The organism is Pseudomonas floridensis (genome assembly GCF_002087235.1).
GTDB classification, from domain to species: Bacteria; Pseudomonadota; Gammaproteobacteria; order Pseudomonadales; family Pseudomonadaceae; genus Aquipseudomonas; species Aquipseudomonas floridensis.
Window position 1 is genome coordinate 1 of record NZ_MUIO01000145.1, and the last position, 21551, is coordinate 21551.

A 21551-nucleotide genomic window follows, 5' to 3' on the forward strand; every position below is an offset into this window, starting at 1 on the left:
TAAGTGAACAGCATTAGCCTCCAGGGCGGGTTTTTGTGCAAACGTCGGCTAACCCGCCATGACTGGAATGACGGTAATAATAATCTGGCCGAGGTTTTGCTTGATGAGGTTCATGATTCGGAGGGTAGGGCGGCCAAGGCGGCCAAGTCAAGGGTTGTTTGCCAAACTCCGCTTCATGCTTCGCGTCTGAAATTCAGCCAGCCTGTTTCGTATATTGATAGGCATCAACATTTTTGTTTCACATTGGCACTTTAATGTTGATCTGGCGGTCAGTTATCTCAGCTTTACTGACCGTGGCCGAAACCCGGATAACTCACTCAGCCAAGAGGGCGAAAAAATGGACGATTATCAAGAAGAACTGCTCGAATACCGCGCATCCGAGCTGGACCCGGTAGAACCCGCCGACGACGCCACCGAACTGTGACTGGCGTCAGGCACTTCGGCGCTGGCTGCGGCGGAACTCCCCGGGAGTCTGACCGTTCCAGCGTTTGAAGGCACGTTGAAAGGCTTCGGCCGAAGCAAAACCCAGCAAATAGGCAATCTCCCCGAACGCCAGTTCGGTGTCACGTATATACGTCATCGCCAGATCCCGCCGTGTGTCATTCAGAATGGCGCGAAAGCGCGTACCTTCCTCAGCCAGCTTGCGACGCAGCGTCCAGGTCGGCAACTTCAGTCGTGCCGCCACCTCTTCCAGGTCCGGTTCTCTGCCGCCGCTCAATAAGGGGCCGAGCAAACGCGTGATGCGTTCGCGCAAACTGCGGGTGCGGGTCAGTTGCTCCAGTTCTTTTTCACACAGTTGCAGCAAGTGCCCCCACGTACTTGGGCAGTGGTCAGGGTTGGCGAGTGCCAGACTGTCCAGATCCAGGCGAAGCTGGTTGGTGGCGGCCCCGAACACCACAGGGTTATCGCTCAGGTGGGCGTATTGCGCGGCGTAGTCGGGCGCGTCGAACTCAATCTCGACCCGTTGCGCACGCAGGTCGGTTCTGCTCAGCGATGACAGTTGCGCCACCCAGCCGCCGAGAATCGAATCCACGACAAAGCGGTTGTAGGCGTTGTAGGGGCTGATTGAGTAGAAGCGTATCCATGCGCCAGAAGCGTCTTCGTGAAAGCTCGACTGGCCCCGGTAGTTGGAGCCGTACAGTGCCTCGAAGCGGATCATGGCGCGGGCCGCTTCGCGCACATTCGGTGCCTGCGCCGCTGTGACACCGGCGAGGCCCGCCTGACCCAGCCGGGTCAACTGGCCCATGCGCAAGCCCAGCCCCGGCTGGCCGGTGAGCTGAATGGCGGCATGCCCCAGGCGCATGTAGCGCGGAATCGACAGGCGTGCGCCGGCTTGCGCCAGGCGCGCTGCATCCAGCCCGTATTGTTCCAGCAACATGTCGGGGTCCTGTCCGTAACTGCGCACGGCGTCGGTGAGGCTTTGTACGAACCCGACGGAAAGGTCGCCCAATCGCAAACTCAGTGTCGGCATGTTCAGAGCCAGACGTTGATCAGACGAGCGCCACCCGAGATGCCGTTTTCCGGCGGCTGTTCGGTAATGGTCTGACCCTCGCGGCTGACAAAGCTTTGTCCGGAAATGCCTTGTTCCCAGAACTGGCCGCGCATGAACACGCTGATGCCTGCCCGCGCGGTACTCTGCGGCTTGCGGCTGATGAGCGTCAGCCGATGCCAGGCTTCGCTCTCGCTCAGGCTGCCCGGTTCGAGGTCGAGCTTCGGTGTGTCATGCGTTCTGGTGCCGTGCCAGCGGTCCGACCAACTGGTCCTGCCTTTCACGAATGCAGGCACGACAATCAGTTCAGCACCTTTCTGATTCATCCGGGCATAACTGTCGGGGTACCAGCTGTCGGTACCGATCAGAATGCCCAGTCGGCCAGCCGGGGTATCGATCACATTGACCGGTGCATCGCCTGCCGGTTTGACGTAGCGCTTGTGATAGCGGCTGGAGAACAGTTGGCGTTGTGGCGGGCCGAGTGGCTTGCCGTCGCTGCCAAAGGTCACGCTGCTATTGAACAGCGCGCCGCTGCCGATCTGCAATTGTCCATCTTCCAGGTGCGGGTCCGGCAACACGATGGAGCCGGCCACCAGCGTCACATCGAATTCCTTGGCGAGCCCGCCAAACAACCTCTGATAATCGCGGGCCATGGTGCCCGCCTTCATCCGGTAGCGAGCGTCATCCAGACGCTTTTCACCTTCTGCGCCGAGCGTGGCTGCGACGAATTTCAGTGGGTTGCTCCAGGCCAGCCAGTCCATGGCCTGGTCGACGGTGCCGGCCTGATAGAACTGGTTTTTTTCACCGCTGGCAAACAGCCAGGTGCCGATGTGTTCAGGCAGTACCACGATCGTCCGGGCATTGATCAGGCCGTAGTCACGGGCCTGCTGCAAATAGGCGGCGAGCTTGCGATGCAGGTGCTCCAGGTCCTGATAGTCGGTGGGGAACAGTTCGGGCTCGATGCCCAGCAGGTTGCCCTTCGTACCCGGCTCACCTTCGTTGATGGCCAGCCGGATGCGCAAGTCCGACAGGTAATGCCCCATCGGACGCTGTTCGGTCCAGAGTGCATAGCTGACAAGGCTGGCCACACTCACCAGAAGCAGGCAAGTGGCAAAGAATTTTCGCATAGGGGAGGGCCAAAGGGATGCCGGCAGGAAATTGTCGACTAGGGTAGGACGGACACCCCGCGCTTGCCAAGAGGGGCTGCGCATTTGGATCAATAACTTGTTACTTTCGGTCATTGAGTGTCATTCAGTGGCTCTTTACTGTTGCGCCATGAACGAACCCGAGGGTTCGAATGAAGAGGGCACGCAGAGGCCCTCGTCTATCCGTGATTGAATCGATGGAGCTTCGCCATGACTGCTGCTCACTATCCGCATCTGCTGGCCCCGCTGGACCTGGGCTTCACGACGCTGCGCAACCGCAGCCTGATGGGCTCGATGCACACCGGGCTGGAGGAGAAACCCGGAGGTTTCGAGCGGATGGCAGCATACTTTGCCGAGCGTGCGCAGGGTGGCGTGGGCCTGATGGTCACTGGCGGCATCGCGCCCAACGAAGAAGGCGGCGTCTATGACGGCGCGGCCAGGCTGGCGACTGTCGAAGAAGCCGAACGCCATCGCATCGTCACTCAGGCGGTGCATGAGGCAGGCGGCAAGATCTGTCTGCAGATCCTCCACGCCGGCCGTTATGCCTATAGCCGCAAGCAAGTGGCGCCCAGCGCGATTCAGGCACCGATCAACCCGTTCACCCCGCGTGAACTGGATGAAGAGGGCATCGAAAAGCAGATCAGTGATTTCGTCACCTGCTCGACGCTGGCCCAGAGCGCGGGTTATGACGGTGTCGAAATCATGGGATCGGAAGGTTACTTCATCAACCAGTTCCTGGCGGCCCACACCAACCACCGTACCGACCGCTGGGGCGGCAGTTACGAAAATCGCATGCGTCTGGCGGTCGAGATTGTGACCCGTGTGCGTGAGGCCGTTGGCCCGAACTTCATCATTATCTTTCGCCTGTCGATGCTGGATCTGGTGGAAGGCGGCAGTACCTGGCAGGAAATCGTGCAATTGGCCAAGGCGGTCGAAAAGGCTGGGGCAACCCTGATCAACACCGGCATCGGCTGGCACGAGGCGCGGATTCCGACCATCGCCACCAAAGTGCCGCGTGCGGCTTTCAGTAAAGTCACTGCCAGGCTGCGCGGCTCGGTGAGTATTCCGCTGATCACCACCAACCGGATCAACACACCTGAAGTAGCCGAGCGGATTCTCAGTGAGGGCGACGCCGACATGGTGTCCATGGCCCGCCCGTTCCTGGCCGACCCGGAATTTGTCAACAAGGCTGCGGCCGGCCATGCCGAGCTGATCAACACCTGCATCGGCTGCAATCAGGCCTGTCTGGACCACACCTTTGGCGGCAAGCTGACCAGTTGCCTGGTCAACCCGCGTGCCTGTCACGAGACCGAACTCAATTACCTGCCCACCCGGCAGATCAAGAAGATTGCCGTGGTCGGCGCAGGACCGGCGGGGCTTGCCGCCGCCACCGTCGCCGCCGGGCGCGGGCATCAAGTGACCTTGTTCGATTCGGCCAGCCAGATCGGCGGTCAGTTCAACATCGCCAAACGCGTGCCGGGCAAGGAAGAGTTTTCCGAGACGCTGCGTTATTTCACCCATAAGGTTCAAGACACCGGCGTTCACCTGCGTCTGAATACTCGCGTGACGGCGCAGGATCTTCTCGGTGAAGGCTTTGACGAGATTATTCTGGCCACTGGTATTCTGCCGCGTACACCGGCCATACCCGGTATCGATCATCCCAAGGTGCTCAGCTATCTGGACGTGATTCTGGAGCGCAAGCCGGTCGGGCGCAGTGTGGCGGTGATTGGGGCCGGTGGCATCGGCTTCGACGTGTCGGAGTTTCTCGTGCATCAGGGTGTGGCGACCAGTCTGGATCGCGAGGCGTTCTGGAAAGAGTGGGGCATCGACACCACGCTTGAAGCGCGTGGTGGCGTGGCCGGTATCAAACCTGAAGTCCATGCCCCAGCGCGTCAGGTGTTTCTGTTGCAACGCAAGAGCTCCAAGGTTGGCGACGGCCTGGGCAAGACCACCGGCTGGATTCATCGTACCGGGCTGAAAAACAAACAGGTGCAGATGCTCAACAGCGTTCAGTACCTGAAAATCGACGATGCGGGCCTGCACATCCGCATCGGTGAAGAGGGTGAAGAAAAGCTGCTGCCAGTGGACAACATCGTCATCTGCGCCGGGCAGGATCCGCTGCGCGAACTGTATGACGATCTGCTTGCCGCGAAGCAGAACGTGCACCTGATTGGCGGTGCTGATGTGGCGGCCGAGCTGGATGCCAAGCGTGCCATCGACCAGGGTTCGCGACTGGCGGCCGGGCTGTGATATCGCCAGTGGACAGGTAAACTGCGGCCGGTCTTCCAACCGGCCTTCATCATGATTCGCGACGCCCTTGACTGGCAGCCCGCTGCACCCCTTGAAATCCTCGAGTTCGGCTGGCTGCAACAGGCCGGGGTCGAGATGGCGCTACTGCGTCTGGACCTTATCGACCCGCTGATCAGCGGTAATAAATGGTTCAAGCTGATCGGGCATCTGACTCAGGCGGTTCGCGTCGGCGCAACGGGGGCGATCAGTCTCGGCGGTGCGCACTCCAATCACCTCCATGCACTGGCCGCCGCGGGCAAGCGTTTCGGCTTCCCGACCGTTGGCCTGATGCGCGGCCATCCGCAGGAAACCCCGACCGTGCTTGATGTACAGGCCTTCGGCATGCAGTTGCACTGGCTGGGGTACGCGGGTTACCGCGAGCGGCATGCCGCTGACTTCTGGCTTCCCTGGCAGGCGCGCTATCCCGAGCTTTATCCGATCCCGGAAGGCGGTGGCGGTCTGCCGGGTACGGAAGGCTGCGGACGACTGTTGGGGCTGGTTGGCAGTCAGCTGGAGCAATTGGAATGGGACGATTATCACGGATGGTGGCTGGCGGCAGGCACGGGCACGACTATGGCCGGTCTGGTGTTGGCTGAGGAGGGCGCGCACCCGGTGTATGGCGCGATGGCGGTGCCGGACGATCACGGCGTGGCCCGGAACGTCACCGCTCTGGTCGGCAGCGCTGCGTCTTCTGCCTGGCAGTTGTTCGACGCCAGTCGGGGTGCGTTTGCCAGGACCGATCCGCTCTTGCTGGATTTCATCACCCGCAGCGAAATGCAAAGCGGCCTGCCCCTGGAACCGCTGTACACCGGCAAAGCGCTTCTGGCCTTGCACGATGAAGTGATGGCCGGCCGTTTCGAACCCGGTACCCGACTGATCTTCGTTCATACCGGCGGCTTGCAGGGCCGACGCACAATGGGAATGTAAGGCCCGCGCCAGAGCCTCTGGCATGAAAACTGTAATGTTTGCCGGTGAGGCGTCGGCCCTGACTATGCGGATGACTGTTCTGGACTGAAGTGTCCGGGTCGCTGTCTCGATAATCGATCCATTCCAGATCAAGACGTCGAGGTCAGCATGACAACTACCACCGTAGAACAAGTCGATCCTGCCACGCTGAAAAAAGTCATTGTCGCCGCCGCGATCGGCAACTTTGTCGAGTGGTTCGACTTTGCCGTGTATGGCTTTCTTGCGACCACCATCGCATTGCAGTTCTTCCCCAGCGGCGACACCAGTGCCGCACTACTGAAAACCTTCGCCGTGTTTGCCGTGGCGTTCGCGTTCCGACCGTTGGGCGGTATCTTCTTCGGCATGCTGGGCGACCGCATCGGTCGCAAGCGAACGCTGGCCATGACCATCCTGTTGATGGCCGCGGCAACCACGCTGATCGGTCTGTTACCCACTTATGCCGCGATAGGCGTCACCGCGCCGATTCTGCTGACCATCATTCGCTGTGCCCAAGGCTTCTCGGCCGGTGGCGAATACGCCGGTGCCTGCGCCTTTCTGATGGAGCATGCTCCGCGCACGCAGCGTGCCTGGTATGGCAGCTTCGTGCCGGTTTCGACCTTTTCTGCCTTCGCCGCCGCGGCAGTGGTGGCCTACGCGCTGGAGGCATCGCTGTCATCCGAGGCGATGAGCAGTTGGGGTTGGCGGCTGCCGTTTCTGATCGCAGCACCGCTGGGGCTGGTGGGTCTGTACCTGCGCTGGAAGCTGGACGAAACCCCGGCGTTTCAAGCGGTCACTCAGGAGCACGCGGTGGCCCATTCGCCGCTCAAGGAAACCCTGCGTAATCATGCCGGGGCGATTTGCTGTCTGGGCGCGTTCGTGTCGCTGACAGCCTTGTCGTTCTATATGTTCACCACTTACTTCGCGACCTACCTGCAAGTGGCCGGGGGCCTGAGTCGGGCTTCGGCGCTGCTGGTGTCGCTGATTGCCCTGGCGTTCGCCGCCGCGATCTGCCCGCTGGCTGGCGCCTATTCCGACCGGGTGGGGCGACGCGTCACCATGGCCACCGCTTGCATTCTGTTGATGCTGGTGGTGTTTCCTTCGTTTCTGATGGCCAGTTCCGGCTCGTTTATCGCCTCCGTGTTCGGCGTCATGTTGCTGGCCGTCGGCGCGGTGTTGTGCGGGGTGGTCACGGCGGCGCTGTTGTCTGAAACATTCCCGACCCGCACCCGTTACACCGCGTCGGCCATCACTTACAACATGGCCTATACGCTGTTCGGCGGAACGGCGCCGTTGATGGCGACCTGGCTGATCAGCACCACCGGCAGCAGCCTGTCTCCGGCGTTCTACCTGATCGCCGTGGCGGTCATGGCAATGTTCGGCGGTCTGGCCTTGCCGGAAACCTCGAAACTGTCGCTGCACGAGGTGCCCGTCACGGAGAGAGTGAACAGGGTCGGCTCGATGGCGTGAGCAACGAGCGGGCATATCCAACGAGGGGCAGGCTGACCCCTTCCTCTCGATACTGAAGAAATGCAACAAAACGTGGCACAACTGCTCCGAAAAATGGCACATTGGCGCGCCCTGGTACGCGTGACACATCTTGTAATCATCCGTCCGGGGAAACCCGAAAAAACTTTTACGGATGAATTTTGATGGCGACCAGTGCTCAGCCAGGTGCGGCAACGGCCACGACCCAGACACCCTCTCAGTCCAGTCCATTGGTGATGCGCATCATTGGTGCCGTCGCGCTGGCACACCTGATCAATGACCTGATCCAGGCGATCCTGCCGTCGATCTATCCGATGCTCAAGGCCAGTTATGACCTGAGCTTCACCCAGATCGGCCTGATTACCCTGACGTTTCAGATCACCGCGTCACTGCTGCAGCCCTGGGTCGGCTATTACACGGACCGTCACCCCAATCCGCTGGTGCTGCCGGTAGGCTCGATCTGCACCTTGATCGGCATCGTGATGATGTCGATGGTGGGCAGCTTTCCATTGATTCTGCTTGCTGCCGCGCTGATCGGCATTGGCTCGTCGACCTTTCACCCGGAAGCTTCGCGCATTGCGCGACTGGCCTCGGGCGGGCGTTTCGGGCTGGCGCAATCGACCTTTCAGGTGGGCGGCAACACCGGGACAGCCTTCGGTCCGTTGCTCGCAGCGTCGATCATCATTCCTTACGGGCAGGGCAATGTGGCCTGGATCGGCCTGATAGCGCTGTTGTCCCTTGGTCTGCTCTACGCGATCAGTCGCTGGTACCGGGCGCACCTGAATCTGTTCAAACTCAAGGCCGGTCAGGCGGCCACTCATGGTCTGTCGAGGAACCGGGTCATTGCTTCGCTGGGCGTGCTGGCGTTTCTGATTTTTTCCAAGTTCTTCTACATGACCAGCCTGACCAGCTACTTCACGTTTTACCTGATCGAGAAATTCGACCTCTCCGTCGCCAGTTCGCAGATGCACCTGTTCCTGTTTCTGGGCGCTGTGGCGGCGGGCACGTTCTTCGGTGGCCCGATTGGCGACAGGATCGGCCGCAAGGCGGTCATCTGGTTCTCTATTCTCGGCGCGGCACCCTTCACCCTGGCGTTGCCCTACGCGGATCTTTTCTGGACCACGGTATTGAGCATCATCATTGGCTTCGTACTGGCCTCGGCGTTCTCGGCCATCGTGGTCTACGCCCAGGAACTGGTGCCGGGCAACGTGGGCATGATCGCCGGCATTTTCTTCGGCCTGATGTTCGGCTTCGGCGGCATCGGCGCAGCCCTGCTCGGTCATCTGGCCGACACCCACGGCATTCTGTTCGTTTACAACCTGTGCTCCTACCTGCCGTTGCTCGGCATTCTCGCGATCTTTTTGCCTCGGACTAAATAATGCTTACAGCGACGCTGATCTTCCTGTTCACCATCACGCTCGTTATCTGGCAACCCAAGGGGCTCAGCGTTGGATGGAGCGCGGTGCTCGGGGCAGGTCTGGCGTTGCTGACCGGAGTGGTTCATCTGGGCGATATCGCCGTGGTGTGGGGCATCATCTGGAATGCCACGGCCACCTTCATTTCGCTGATCATCATTACGTTGCTGCTGGATGAGGCCGGTTTCTTTTCCTGGGCAGCGCTGCATGTGGCCCGCTGGGGCAACCGCAAGGGGCGGCGACTGTTTGCGCTGTTCGTGCTCTTCGGCGCGCTGGTTTCGGCGCTGTTTGCCAACGATGGTGCGGTGTTGATCCTGACGCCGATCGTGATCGCAATGATGCTCGCATTGCGCTTTTCCCCGGCCTCGACCCTGGCGTTCGTCATGGCTGCCGGGTTCATTTCCGATACCGCGAGCCTGCCGCTGGTGGTATCGAATCTGGTGAACATCGTGTCGGCGGACTATTTCAAGATTGGCTTCAACCGCTATGCGGCGGTGATGGTGCCGGTCAATCTGGTCAGCGTCGCGGCCACGCTCGGGGTATTGATGCTGTATTTTCGCTGTGACATTCCCCGTGAGTTCGATCCCGATCAGCTTGAGAAACCCGAGACGACCATCAAGGACCGGGCAACCTTCATGGCCGGCTGGTGGGTGCTGCTGATCCTGCTGGTGGGCTGTTTCGCCCTGGAGCCTCTGGGCATTCCGATCAGTGCGATTTCGGCAACCTGCGCGGTGCTGTTGCTGGGCATTGCCGCCAAGGGACACACCATTTCCACGCTCAAGGTGATGAAAGAGGCGCCTTGGCACATCGTGGTGTTCTCGCTGGGCATGTACCTGGTGGTCTATGGCCTGCGCAATGCCGGGCTGACCGGCTATCTGGCCAGCCTGCTGGATGTATTCGCCGGTTATGGCATCTGGGGCGCGGCAATGGGCACTGGCGTGATGACTGCGTTTTTGTCGTCGATCATGAACAATATGCCCACGGTTCTGATCGGTCTGCTGTCTATCGAGGCCAGCCATGCGACGGGGGCCATTCAGGAAGCGATGATCTACGCCAACGTCATCGGCAGCGATCTGGGGCCGAAGATCACGCCGATCGGCAGCCTGGCCACGTTGCTCTGGCTGCATGTGCTGCAACGCAAAGGCATCAACATCGGCTGGGGTTATTACTTCAAGGTCGGCATCGTGCTGACGGTGCCGGTGCTGTTGATCACGCTGGCGGCGCTGGCACTGCGATTGAGCTGAACGGGAGGCTGGTGTCGGCCAGGTTCGGCCACAGGTCCGATACCAGAAACAGCCGCTCGGCTTCCTCCCAGTCACCGTCGGCATTTTCCGTCAGGCGTACCAGCAATTGCGCCGGGGCCAGCGGGTCGAGGTGGTCCAGCCAGTCCCGCAACTGCTCCTGGCTCCACGCTTGTGAATAACGCGCAGGTGCCAGCCAGGCGTGACGCGGCAGGGGTTGCCAGTGGCCCGCCGCTGCGTGCTCGATGAATGAGGCCCTGTCGCGCTGATGCAACCAGCGTCCTTTCAAATGCTGCCGATGCGCGCCGGCCGGTGGCACGGTGGTCCCGGGCCATGGATACAGCAGATAGCCGCCCAGCCACAACTCGGCACTGAACGCTTCGACGCCCAGCGCCTTGAGCGTTGCATGACTTTCCGGGCGTGAAGAAATCGGCAGTTGATGCTGGCTCAGGTGCGCAAGCTTGCGGTCCAGCCGATCGTGACAGCCTGGGCCGAGCCACTGCGCGGGATCGCTGCCGTCGCCGTCCTGCGGTCCGAGATAGAGCTTGATCGCCAGCTCTACGTGATGCACGCCGTCGCGGTCGCGCAGCAGCAGGTCCAGCTCACCCAGCGTCTGGCCTTCCTGACGGATCGGCAGGTTGGCGGCAATGATCTCGACGCCCGGCGCATGCTGCACGGCGAACTGCCAGAGCCTTTCGTAGTAACGCCCCAACCGTCGCGTGGACGCCAGCGCCAGCCAGTGCTGCAGGGTGCTGTTGTCGCGGTCCAGTTCGCGGAGAAAGTCGGCCAGTTGGTGCGGCGCTTCGACCCACTCACTGCCCGCCAACGGATGGCGTTGCGGCCAGGGAGTGGTGTCGAGCATCGGCGGCGCCAGGATGACCCACGCAAGGTCGCGCACCTCAGGGTGTCGCAACTGACGGGGGAGGTCGATCAGGCCGGGGAATAGAGTCATCCATCGAGAATAGCCGGAGTTGGGGGCGACTGGCAGCCTGATGCGTGCAATGCCTGCGCACGGCGGACCATATTGGGTACGAACCGCACATATCGCTTGAGTAACCGGCCGAATCGCACAACCATGCGCGCCGTCTGACGGTCAGCTCAAGAAAGCGGAATCCGCCCGTGCCCGTTGGTCGAAACCGGCCCTCGTTCAATGATGAACGGTCGTCCATAACGCCTTTGAAAACGGTGTCTGCGGTATTCTCTTCCAGCCTTCGAAACGCACTTTATCCGTCCCTGACTGGAACATTTCAGGGAGGTATGCCGCGCGCCGCTGGATGGCAATATAGTGGCTCTGCAGCCTGACTCACATTGGCTTGAAGCTGTACCCGTGGACGTGCCGAAAGGCACATCACCCCTCAGGGTTTTACGAGCGCATCTATGTTGAAACACGTCATTGGCAAAATGGCCGCGGACCTTGAAGCCGACCCGCAATTCGAACGTGTCATGCGACGGCACCATGAGTTATTGAAAGAACCCTGTCTGAAACGTCCGTTCTTTTATAAAAACGTACTGAAGTATGGGCGGTTCATGGTGTTGATGACTTTGCTGAGCCGATATTTCTCTCAACCGTACCCGTTATTGTCCGAAGTCAGGACATTCTGCATGGGCCGCGGGTTTTGCTCGAAAAACAGCCTGGAGTCTTTTTATCTGTTATTGCGCGCGACCGGCTTGATGACAGTGGTGGGGCACCCTGATGACCGTCGGCTGCGCACGTTTCATCCTTCCGAACTGGCCTATGGAGAACTGCGCAAGACATTGAACTCGCTTATTCAGCCCCTGCTCGAGCTTTATCCCAATTGTCATACGTTGTTGCATAGGGTGTCGCTGGAGGATCGGGAGTTCATGCGCGTGTATTTCAACGGTTATGCGCAGTTGCTCGACAGCAATATCATTCTCAGCGAACTGTTACCCGAATGTCGGTGGTTGCTTCACAAGGATGGAGGGCATATGTTGATGCTGGCGTTATATTTTGATGCTATTGCGCCATCAAATCGCATGTCAGGGTTCAAGGGTTCGTCCTATATGAGTCTGGCCAGAAGTGCCGCGGTGTCCAAGAGTCATGTGATCCGTCTGGTTCAGGAAGGGCAGGAACGCGGGTATTTCACCGTGCATGAAAAAAACCGTATCGAAGTGCTGCCTGCATTCATGACCTTGGTCAGCCGGATCATGTCGCGGTGTTTCGCCATGGCCATGTATGCGGTGGAGGAAGGCTGTACGGGTGTTGTGCCCACCGACAAGACGCTCGGGCACAAGGCGCTGGTGTAACAGGCAAGTCCGTTGTTGTTTGCAGTGGGCGTGCGGCACCCTCGGGTTGACGTACGCCATGGTCAGGAAACGGAGCACCTGGAGTGGTTTATGAATGCGCAAATGCAGTCCCGTATCAAATTGCTTCTCTCTCCCGCTGTCGCACTTGCGCAAACGCTGGCATTTCTTTGCTGGATCGTGGTTCTGGTGGTCACACCCGGTATTCAATACGGCGCGCTGGAAGTTTCACTGACGCTTGGCCTGTTGTTCACGTGCCTCTGGCAATACCACGCCCGTCGCTTCGGCGTCTGGCGGCTGGCGGGCATTGCGTTCGTGGTCGTCGTCGCGCTGTGTTTTTCGCGAGCCAGTCAATTGAACGATCAGATGGGCGTGAATTGGGCGCTGCCCGTTGCGGTGACCATTGTTTTGAGTGCGACGCTGCTGGTGGTGTATACCCGGGATTATCTGTTGGTCGCGATCATTTCCTGGACCATTCTTTCACCGACCCACGACGTAGAACCGGGCAGTGTTGCCTATATATTCATGACCCTGTTCTTTATGGCGTCGATCAGTCTGGGCGTTTTGCTCAATCACACCTATACCCGGACACTGCGTAATGTTCTGTCACTGGAAAACAAGTTTCGTGAACTGTCGCTGACCGATTACCTGACGGACATATTGAATCGTCGGGCGCTGATGGAGGCACTGGAGCGACACCTTGCCGATCGAAGTGCCGGTTATTTTCTGATGCTGGACATCGATAACTTCAAACACATCAATGATGGATTCGGCCACGATGCCGGCGATGAGATACTCAGAGTCATGGGCGCCTGCCTGAAACAGACCCAGGGCAGTCTGGCGTGTGGTCGTCTGGGAGGCGAAGAGTTTGGCGTCGTCCTGCCGGTCTGCAGTGCAAGTGAAGCCCGGGATTATGTCAGCAGACTGCTGGGCGCCATTCGGCAATCGGCGGCCGGGTGTGCGTTCACCTGCAGCGCGGGACTGGCCGATATCGATCACACCCAGAGCAGTTCCATGGTGCTCAAGACTGCGGACGTCAATCTGTATCTGGCCAAGGGAGCCGGCAAGGACATGGCGTTCTGGATGGGATCGCCGCTTGCCGGTTCTTCGTCGCCGCGCCAGTCCGGCGAGTCTGAATCCGCTCGGGACCTGGTAGACGCGCCCGGCGCAGAGCCCTGAAACCGAGCGCGTAAGTGCATGTCGGTTTGCCGCTGTGCGATCCTTTCGCCCATAATCCCCCCTTTGAAGCCGTTTCGAACCCGCAGCAGGAGCCCCATGGAGCAATTTCGCAATATCGGCATCATCGGCCGCCTGGGCAGTGTTCAGGTGCTCGATACCGTGCGCCGACTCAAGAGGTTCCTGTTGGACCGGCACCTGCACGTCATTCTGGAAGAGACGATTGCCGAGGTGCTGCCGGGCCATGGTCTGCAGACGTCGTCGCGCAAGATGCTGGGAGAAGTCTGTGACATGGTTATCGTGGTGGGCGGCGACGGCAGCCTGTTGGGTGCCGCGCGTGCGCTGGCCCGACATAACGTGCCGGTGCTGGGCATCAACCGGGGCAGCCTCGGATTTCTGACAGACATCCGTCCCGACGAACTCGAGGTCAAGTGCGCCGAAGTGCTCGACGGACATTATCTGGTCGAAAACCGTTTCTTGTTGCAGGCTGAAGTGCGCCGCCACGGCGAAGCCATTGGCCAGGGCGATGCGCTCAATGACGTAGTGCTGCACCCTGGCAAGTCCACGCGCATGATCGAATTCGAGATCTACATCGACGGTCAGTTCGTGTGCAGCCAGAAGGCCGACGGCCTGATTGTCGCTACGCCGACCGGATCGACTGCCTATGCACTGTCCGCTGGCGGGCCGATCATGCACCCCAAACTCGACGCCATCGTGATCGTGCCGATGTACCCGCACACGCTGTCCGGTCGGCCTATCGTGGTCGATGGCAACAGTGAGCTGAAGATCGTAGTGTCCAAAGACATGACCATTTATCCACAGGTCTCCTGCGACGGGCAGAATCACTTCACCTGTGCGCCCGGCGACACCATCACGGTCAGCAAGAAACCGCAGAAACTGCGCCTGATCCATCCACTGGACCACAACTATTACGAAGTCTGCCGCACCAAGCTCGGCTGGGGCAGCCGGCTCGGTGCTGGAGGCGACTGATGATCGATCCGGCGCGTGGCTACGATCTGATCGGTGACGTGCATGGGTGTGCTCATACGCTGGAGCACTTGCTGGAGCTGCTGGGCTACCGTCTGCAGGCCGGCGTCTGGCGTCATCCCGAGCGCATTGCGATCTTTCTCGGTGACATCATCGACCGTGGTCCCCGGATCCGCGAGGCGTTGCACATCGTTCACGACATGGTCCAGGCCGGTCAGGCGTATTGCATCATGGGCAACCATGAATTCAACGCGCTTGGCTGGGAAACGCCTGCGTTGCCCGAAAGCGGTCACCGGTTCGTGCGTGAGCACACGCCGCGCCACGCCAAACTGATCGGCGAGACGCTGATGCAGTTCGAAGCGCACCCGAGTGAGTGGAAAGCGTTCGTCGAGTGGTTCTATGAGTTGCCGTTGTATCTGGATGCCGGGCGTTTCAGGGTGGTGCATGCCTGCTGGGATGCGACCCTGATCGAGCCGCTGCGCGGTCTGCACGGTAACGGATGTATCGACCGGCACTTCGTTCAGGCGTCGGCCGTGCCAGGCAGTTTCGCCAGCAATGTCTTCAATCGCCTGTTGCGCGGCACCGACATGCGTCTGCCACATGGCCTGACCCTGACTGGCGGCGATGGCCTGACCCGTGCGTTTTTCCGTACCAAATTCTGGGAAGACGATCCGCAAACCTACGGCGACATCGTCTTCCAGCCCGATGCGCTGCCCGAGGGCGTGGCGAAGACGCCGCTGTCCACATCGGAGAAAAACGCGCTGCTGCGCTATGGCAGCGACGAGCCCATGCTGTTCGTTGGCCATTATTGGCGCAGCGGCATTCCCGCGCCCATCCGGCCTAACCTGGCCTGCCTGGATTACAGTGCCGTGCTGTACGGCAAGCTGGTGGCTTACCGGCTGGATCAGGAAACACAGATCGATCCGGACAAGTTTGTCTGGGTCGATGTACAGCGTCCCGAGGTTTCACGATGAACCCTGTTGCAGCCCTGCGTTTGCCATTGACCGCTGATCTGAGTGGCTTTGTCAGCCTGTTGCATCGTTTACAGATTCCCCATCGGGTCAGTGAAGAAGTTGGCGAACAGGTGCTCTGGGTGCCGGACGCGGGCGAGCTGGCGCAAGAGGTCCGTGAGCTGTACGCGCGCTTCCCCGAGGGTGACGAAGCCTTTGAACTGCCCGGCAGCACCCGGGAGCCGGTCACCGGCGGTCCCGGTCTGCTTCATCAATTGCGTCGCTGCCCGGTAACGGCGCTGGTGCTTCTGGTCACGCTGCTGGTAGCGGGTCTCACACTGCTGGGCGACAACCTGGAAGCCATTCGCTGGCTGACGTTTCTGGATTTCCGTGTTCAAGGTGAATACGCGACCTTCCTGCCGCTGGCCGACAGTCTCGCGGCAGGTCAGTGGTGGCGGATCTTTTCGCCGATGTTGATTCACTTCGGCATCCTGCACCTGGCCATGAACGGCATGTGGTACTGGGAGCTGGGACGCCGCATTGAGATCCGTCAGAGCAGTTGGCACCTGCTGGGGTTGACCCTGCTGTTTTCGGCCGTGTCGAATTACATTCAGTACCTGGCTTCGGGGCCGAGCCTGTTCGGCGGATTGTCGGGTGTGCTGTACGGTTTGCTAGGGCATTGCTGGATCTTTCAAATACTGGCCCCCAACCCCATTTATCGTCTGCCGCGTGGCGTGCTGGTGATGATGCTGGTCTGGCTGGCCTTGTGCCTGTCCGGTCTGGTGAGCATGCTCGGCTTCGGCGAGATCGCCAACGGTGCCCATGTCGGCGGTCTGATCATCGGTTGTATCACTGGCTTGCTGGGTGGTGCGCTCGCGCGCCGCAAGGCCTAGAATTGCCCGCTATTTTCTGGAGTGCGCCATGTCGTCTTTTGTAGAAATGATTGAAAACATCACCCCGGATATCTATGAGAGCCTGAAGCTGGCCGTGGAAATCGGCAAATGGTCCGACGGTCGCAAGCTGACTCAGGAGCAGCGCGAGCTGTCGCTACAGGCGTTGATCGCCTGGGAAGCGCAGAACCTGCCCGAAGACCAGCGCACCGGTTACATGGGGCCGCAGGAGTGCGCCTCCAAGTCGGCACCGGTGCCCAATATCCTGTTCAAGTCGGATGCCATCCATTGATTGAGATTGGACGTGGAGCGGTAAACAAAATGTCGGTGCGCCAGGACGACTCGTCGCTGGTGCAATACGCGTTTCGCTTGGGCGAGACGGAGATCGCGGTCAACCCGCTGATCGGCAAGACGGTGCGTCTGGAGTTTCTCGGCGCCATTCATTGCAGCCACTGCGGCCGCAAGACCAAGTCCAGCTACAGTCAGGGTTACTGCTATCCGTGCATGCTCAAGCTGGCGCAGTGCGATATGTGCATCATGAGCCCGGAGAAATGCCATCACGATCAGGGCACCTGCCGTGATCCGTCATGGGGCGAGCAGTTCTGCATGACCGACCACATCGTCTATCTGGCCAACTCGTCGGGCGTGAAAGTGGGGATCACCCGTTCCACCCAATTGCCGACGCGCTGGCTGGATCAGGGCGCTAGCCAGGCGCTGCCGATTCTACGGGTCGCCACGCGCCAGCAGTCCGGCTTCGTCGAAGACCTGCTGCGCAGTCAGGTGGCCGACCGCACCAACTGGCGCGCCTTGCTCAAGGGTGACGCCCAGCCGGTGGACCTCAAGGCCATTCGCCAAACGCTGTTCGAGACCTGTAGTGCGGGCCTGCTGGGATTGCAAGAACGATTCGGGCTACAGGCCATCCAATTACTTCATGACGCCGAGCCAGTCGAGTTTCGCTACCCGGTCGAGGCTTATCCGACCAAGATCGTGAGCTTCAACCTGGACAAGAACCCGATTGCCGAGGGCACGCTGCTGGGGATCAAGGGCCAATACCTGATTTTCGATACCGGCGTGATCAATATTCGCAAATACACGGCCTACCAGCTGGCCGTGCATCAGTAGAAGGATTCCAGCATGCGCACCGAACAACCGACCATGATCTATCTGAAGGATTATCAGGCGCCCGAGTACCTTATCGACGAGACGAATCTGACGTTCGAACTGTTCGATGACCACTCGCTGGTCCATGCACAATTGGTCATGCGCCGCAATCCGGTGCGTGGTGCCGGACTGCCACCGCTGGTGCTGGACGGTCAGCACCTGGAGCTGCTGTCGGTGAATCTGGACGATGTCGAGCTGACGGCGGCCGATTATCAACTGACTGAAGACCACCTGACCCTGCACCCCAAGGCAGAGCGTTTCACGGTCGACAGTACGGTGCGCATCCACCCTGAAACCAACACTGCGCTGGAAGGCCTGTACAAATCCGGCGGCATGTTCTGCACCCAGTGTGAAGCCGAAGGCTTCCGCAAGATTACCTATTACCTTGACCGCCCTGACGTGATGAGCAAATTCACCACGACCGTCAGCGCCGACAAGCACGATTTTCCGATTCTGCTTTCCAACGGCAACCCGGTTGCCAGCGGCGAAGAAGACGACGGTCGTCACTGGGCGACCTGGGAAGACCCGTTCATGAAGCCGGCCTACCTGTTCGCACTGGTGGCGGGCGATCTGTGGTGCGTCGAAGACACCTTCACCACCCTGAGCGCCCGGGTCGTGACCCTGCGCATCTACGTCGAGCCGGAAAACATCGACAAGTGCCAGCACGCCATGAACAGTCTCAAGAAGTCGATGCGCTGGGATGAAGAGACCTACGGTCGCGAGTACGACCTGGATATCTTCATGATCGTCGCAGTCAACGATTTCAACATGGGCGCGATGGAGAACAAGGGCCTCAATATCTTCAACTCCAGCGCCGTGCTGGCCCGCGCCGAAACCGCCACCGATGCCGCGCACCAGCGTGTCGAAGCCATCGTGGCCCACGAATACTTCCACAACTGGTCGGGCAACCGCGTGACCTGCCGCGACTGGTTTCAGTTGTCGCTCAAGGAAGGTTTCACGGTATACCGCGATGCCGGTTTCTCCGCCGACATGAACTCGGCCACCGTCAAGCGCATTCAGGACGTCGCCTACCTGCGCACCCATCAGTTTGCCGAAGACGCAGGCCCGATGGCCCACGCCGTGCGCCCGGACAGCTTCATCGAGATTTCCAACTTTTACACTTTGACCGTCTACGAGAAGGGTTCGGAAGTGGTCGGCATGCTGCACACCCTGTTGGGTGCCGAAGGCTTCCGCAAGGGCAGCGATATGTACTTTGAGCGCCATGACGGTCAGGCCGTGACCTGCGACGACTTCATCAAGGCCATGGAAGATGCCAACGGCGTCAACCTGACCCAGTTCAAGCGCTGGTACAGCCAGGCAGGCACGCCACGTCTGGCAGTCAGCGAATCCTATGACAGTGCAGCCGGCACCTACAGCCTGACCTTCCGCCAGAGCTGCCCGAGCACACCGGGGCAGCCGGGGGATCAAAAGCAGCCGTTCGTGATTCCGGTCGAGCTGGGTCTGCTGGACGCTCAAGGTCATGACATCGCACTGCGCCTGTCGGGCGAAGCCGCTGCCTCCGGGACGACCCGCGTATTGTCAGTGACCGAGGCCGAGCAGACTTTTACCTTCGTCGATGTCACCGAAAAGCCGTTGCCTTCGTTGCTGCGCGGCTTCTCTGCACCGGTCAAGCTGAGCTTCCCTTATGACCGCGATCAGTTGATGTTCCTGATGCAGCACGACAGTGATGGCTTCAACCGCTGGGATGCCGGGCAGCAGTTGTCGGTTCAGGTGCTGCAGGAAATGATCGCTCAGCATCAACAGGGCCAGGCACTGGTCATGGATCAGCGTCTGGTGACAGCGCTGGGCACGGTTCTGGCCGACGAGCATCTGGATCAGGCAATGGTCGCCGAAATGCTCTCGCTGCCGGGCGAGGCCTACCTGGCAGAGATCAGCGAAGTGGCAGATGTCGAGGCCATTCACGCCGCCCGTGAGTTTGCCCGTCAGCAACTGGCGGACAGCCTGTTCGATGGTCTGTGGGCGCGCTATCAGGCCAATCGCGAGGTGTCGAAAGTCACGCCGTATGTGGCAGAAGCCGAGCATTTCGCCCGCCGCGCACTGCAGAACATCGCACTGTCCTACCTGATGCTCAGTGGCAAGCCGCAGGTACTGGCGGCAACCATCGATCAGTTCGACACCAGCGACAACATGACCGAACGCCTGACTGCGCTGGCCGTGCTGGTCAATTCGCCGTTCACCGAAGAGCGTGCCAAGGCACTGGCGGTGTTCGCCGAAAACTTCAAGGACAACGCGCTGGTCATGGATCAGTGGTTCAGCGTCCAGGCGGGCAGCACCCAGCCGGGCGGTCTGCAGCGGGTCAAGGAGCTGATGCAGCATCCTGCGTTCAATATCCGGAACCCGAACAAGGTTCGTGCGCTGATCGGTGCTTTCGCCGGGCAGAACCTGATCAACTTCCACGCAGCCGATGGCTCGGGCTATCGCTTCCTGGCGGATCTGGTGATTGAACTTAACGCATTGAACCCGCAGATTGCGTCCCGCCAACTGGCGCCGCTGACTCGCTGGCGCAAATACGACAGTGCCCGTCAGGCGCTGATGAAGACCGAGCTGGAGCGCATCCTCAGCTCCGGCAAGCTGTCGCCGGATGTGTATGAAGTGGTGAGCAAGAGTCTGGCTGACTAAGGCTATGCGATGGGGAGTGCGTTACCGGCACTCCAGATCAAGGGGCTGTCCACCGCTGTGGACAGCCCCTTTTTTGGGTGCCGATTGTCGAGCGGGACGGCGGTGAGGCTCAAAGCCTTCAGCAAGCGTCGAAAAGTCTTACGAAAAAAACTCACATGTGATGTATATCCAGCCATGAAAACTTCTGATACGTTGCTTGCCTGACTCACGGCCTCACAAGGGGAAGCGTCCATGCCTCGTAAAACCAAAGGCGACAACGCAACCGTCCCGGCCAAGACATCGAAGAGCTCCACCGACTACATGCGTGAAATGCGTCTGCGACTCAAGGATGCAGGGCTGGTCAAGCGAGAGTTCTGGATACGGCCCGAGAACGTCGATGCCTTGCGTGGCATTGAAAAAGCGTTAAGACAGCCCTTTCTGGGTGACAGGATCAAATTGGAGGATTTCATGACCGAGAATACCAACTGGACGATCAGCTCTCTGCAAAAGGCCCTGTCCGAACTGGACCTGGTGCTCGAAGGCAAAATCGAGATGGGCGTGATCGACGGGGATGCGGCAGGCATCAAGCTGACCATGGCCGAATTCGGTGATCTGCCGATCTACATCGCAGTGGAGGGCAACCAGATTCTCGCCGACGCCACGCTGGTCGAAGTGAACAAGATCAAGGATGTCGCCGCTTTCAATAGCCTCGTTCTGCGCAGCCGCGATCTGTTTCCCCTGTCATCGGTGGGTATCGAAAAGCTGGCTGACGGTCAGGAAGTCTACTGCCTGTTCGGCGCCCTGAGCGCCGCGTCGTCCCTCACAGTGGTCGTTCAGGAAATTCTCACTCTCGCGGACAACGTGATCCGTGCGGCCGACGCCTTCGAAGATCACTTCATTTACTGAACATCCCTGTCAGGAGCAATGCATTCATGACAACGAGCATCTGGAAAAAACTGGTTACCGCCGTTCGCGGTGGCGCTTCCGAAGTGGGCGAGTCGATTGCCGACGCCAATGCCATCCGCATTCTGGATCAGGAAATCCGTGATGCCGACAGCGCGCTGGTCAAGGCGCGTGACGGGCTGATCACCATCAAGGCCAAGCACAAACTGTCGGCGCAGCGTCTCGAAGAACACGCCACCAGCATCGCCAACTGGGAAGGTCGCGCCATGCAGGCCTTGAACAAGGGCGAAGAAGCGCTGGCGGTGGAATGCGCCACCAAGATTGCCGAGATCGAAGCCCTGCGTGATCAGGAGAAGGAACTGTCCGACCAGTTCGGCAAGCAGGTCAGCCTGCTGCAGGAACAGGTGGTCAAGGCCGAATCGCGCATCAAGAGCCTCAAGCAACAGGTCGAAATGGCCAAGGCTCGCGAAACCGTGCAGAAGGCCCGCGTCGCAACGGCGACCGCGACCGGCGGTGCCCGCGGCGCGGGCGGAACTGCGGGCGGGTCCGCGGCCCCCCCCAACCGCGGGCAGGGGGAACAGGGCGCCCCGCGGG

General features: G+C 60.0%; 19 protein-coding genes. 16 read left to right on the forward strand and 3 right to left on the reverse strand.

Annotated elements, in window-relative coordinates:
• The first annotated feature begins 214 nt into the window (after positions 1 to 214).
• Positions 215 to 424, forward strand: coding sequence for a hypothetical protein (locus tag BZK31_RS26640; RefSeq protein ID WP_083186210.1), 210 nt, complete (start codon positions 215 to 217; stop codon positions 422 to 424).
• A gap of 6 nt (positions 425 to 430) precedes the next feature.
• On the opposite strand, the gene BZK31_RS26645 is transcribed toward BZK31_RS26640, so the two are convergent.
• Both BZK31_RS26645 and BZK31_RS26650 read right to left on the reverse strand, forming a co-directional pair.
• Positions 431 to 1471, reverse strand: a complete 1041-nt coding sequence (locus BZK31_RS26645; protein ID WP_083186211.1) for an AraC family transcriptional regulator — start codon at positions 1469 to 1471, stop codon at positions 431 to 433.
• Positions 1472 to 1473: 2 nt separating this feature from the next.
• The gene (locus BZK31_RS26650; RefSeq protein WP_083186212.1) at positions 1474 to 2616 is read right to left on the reverse strand and encodes a carbon-nitrogen hydrolase family protein; all 1143 of its coding nucleotides are present in this window, start codon (positions 2614 to 2616) and stop codon (positions 1474 to 1476) included.
• A gap of 228 nt (positions 2617 to 2844) precedes the next feature.
• Between BZK31_RS26650 and BZK31_RS26655 the strand changes: the two genes are divergently transcribed.
• From BZK31_RS26655 to BZK31_RS26675, 5 genes are all read left to right on the forward strand, one after another.
• Positions 2845 to 4884 (forward strand): NADPH-dependent 2,4-dienoyl-CoA reductase, encoded by a 2040-nt coding sequence (locus BZK31_RS26655; protein WP_083186213.1) that lies wholly within the window; start codon positions 2845 to 2847, stop codon positions 4882 to 4884.
• Between the two features lie 51 nt (positions 4885 to 4935).
• Positions 4936 to 5850 (forward strand): 1-aminocyclopropane-1-carboxylate deaminase/D-cysteine desulfhydrase, encoded by a 915-nt coding sequence (locus BZK31_RS26660; RefSeq protein ID WP_083186214.1) that lies wholly within the window; start codon positions 4936 to 4938, stop codon positions 5848 to 5850.
• A 147-nt stretch (positions 5851 to 5997) separates the two neighbouring features.
• Positions 5998 to 7335 (forward strand): MFS transporter, encoded by a 1338-nt coding sequence (locus BZK31_RS26665; protein WP_083186215.1) that lies wholly within the window; start codon positions 5998 to 6000, stop codon positions 7333 to 7335.
• A gap of 182 nt (positions 7336 to 7517) precedes the next feature.
• Positions 7518 to 8732 (forward strand): MFS transporter, encoded by a 1215-nt coding sequence (locus BZK31_RS26670; protein WP_083186216.1) that lies wholly within the window; start codon positions 7518 to 7520, stop codon positions 8730 to 8732.
• Positions 8732 to 10012: an arsenic transporter gene (locus BZK31_RS26675; protein WP_083186217.1), complete on the forward strand. Its 1281-nt coding sequence runs from the start codon at positions 8732 to 8734 to the stop codon at positions 10010 to 10012. Before BZK31_RS26670 ends, BZK31_RS26675 begins: the two co-directional genes overlap by 1 nt.
• On the opposite strand, the gene BZK31_RS26680 is transcribed toward BZK31_RS26675, so the two are convergent.
• Positions 9978 to 10961: a DUF1853 family protein gene (locus tag BZK31_RS26680; RefSeq protein WP_083186218.1), complete on the reverse strand. Its 984-nt coding sequence runs from the start codon at positions 10959 to 10961 to the stop codon at positions 9978 to 9980. The genes BZK31_RS26675 and BZK31_RS26680 overlap by 35 nt on opposite strands.
• A 650-nt stretch (positions 10962 to 11611) precedes the next feature.
• Between BZK31_RS26680 and BZK31_RS26685 the strand changes: the two genes are divergently transcribed.
• From BZK31_RS26685 to BZK31_RS26730, 10 genes are all read left to right on the forward strand, one after another.
• Entirely contained in the window at positions 11612 to 12274 is a 663-nt protein-coding gene (locus BZK31_RS26685; protein WP_244182744.1) for a hypothetical protein, read from the forward strand.
• A 90-nt stretch (positions 12275 to 12364) separates the two neighbouring features.
• Positions 12365 to 13450 carry a GGDEF domain-containing protein gene (locus BZK31_RS26690; protein ID WP_083186219.1) on the forward strand — a complete coding sequence of 362 codons (1086 nt, stop codon included), beginning with the start codon at positions 12365 to 12367 and terminating at the stop codon, positions 13448 to 13450.
• 96 nt (positions 13451 to 13546) lie between these two features.
• On the forward strand, positions 13547 to 14437 hold the full coding sequence (locus tag BZK31_RS26695) for an NAD(+) kinase (RefSeq protein ID WP_083186220.1): 891 nt from the start codon (positions 13547 to 13549) through the stop codon (positions 14435 to 14437).
• A complete protein-coding gene (locus tag BZK31_RS26700) occupies positions 14437 to 15408 on the forward strand; it encodes a metallophosphoesterase (RefSeq protein WP_083186221.1) in 972 nt (323 codons plus the stop codon). The genes BZK31_RS26695 and BZK31_RS26700 overlap by 1 nt, the downstream gene beginning before the upstream one ends.
• Positions 15405 to 16277 carry a rhomboid family intramembrane serine protease gene (locus BZK31_RS26705; protein ID WP_083186222.1) on the forward strand — a complete coding sequence of 291 codons (873 nt, stop codon included), beginning with the start codon at positions 15405 to 15407 and terminating at the stop codon, positions 16275 to 16277. The genes BZK31_RS26700 and BZK31_RS26705 overlap by 4 nt, the downstream gene beginning before the upstream one ends.
• 28 nt (positions 16278 to 16305) lie before the next feature.
• Positions 16306 to 16566, forward strand: coding sequence for a YeaC family protein (locus BZK31_RS26710; RefSeq protein ID WP_073164418.1), 261 nt, complete (start codon positions 16306 to 16308; stop codon positions 16564 to 16566).
• Positions 16563 to 17396: a DUF2797 domain-containing protein gene (locus tag BZK31_RS26715; protein ID WP_167378119.1), complete on the forward strand. Its 834-nt coding sequence runs from the start codon at positions 16563 to 16565 to the stop codon at positions 17394 to 17396. The genes BZK31_RS26710 and BZK31_RS26715 overlap by 4 nt, the downstream gene beginning before the upstream one ends.
• 12 nt (positions 17397 to 17408) lie before the next feature.
• Positions 17409 to 20075, forward strand: coding sequence for an aminopeptidase N (gene pepN / locus BZK31_RS26720; protein WP_083186224.1), 2667 nt, complete (start codon positions 17409 to 17411; stop codon positions 20073 to 20075).
• A 231-nt stretch (positions 20076 to 20306) separates the two neighbouring features.
• Positions 20307 to 20960, forward strand: coding sequence for a YjfI family protein (locus tag BZK31_RS26725; protein ID WP_083186225.1), 654 nt, complete (start codon positions 20307 to 20309; stop codon positions 20958 to 20960).
• A 26-nt stretch (positions 20961 to 20986) separates the two neighbouring features.
• On the forward strand, positions 20987 to 21551 hold a 565-nt coding region (locus BZK31_RS26730), incomplete at its 3' end, for a PspA/IM30 family protein (RefSeq protein ID WP_083186226.1).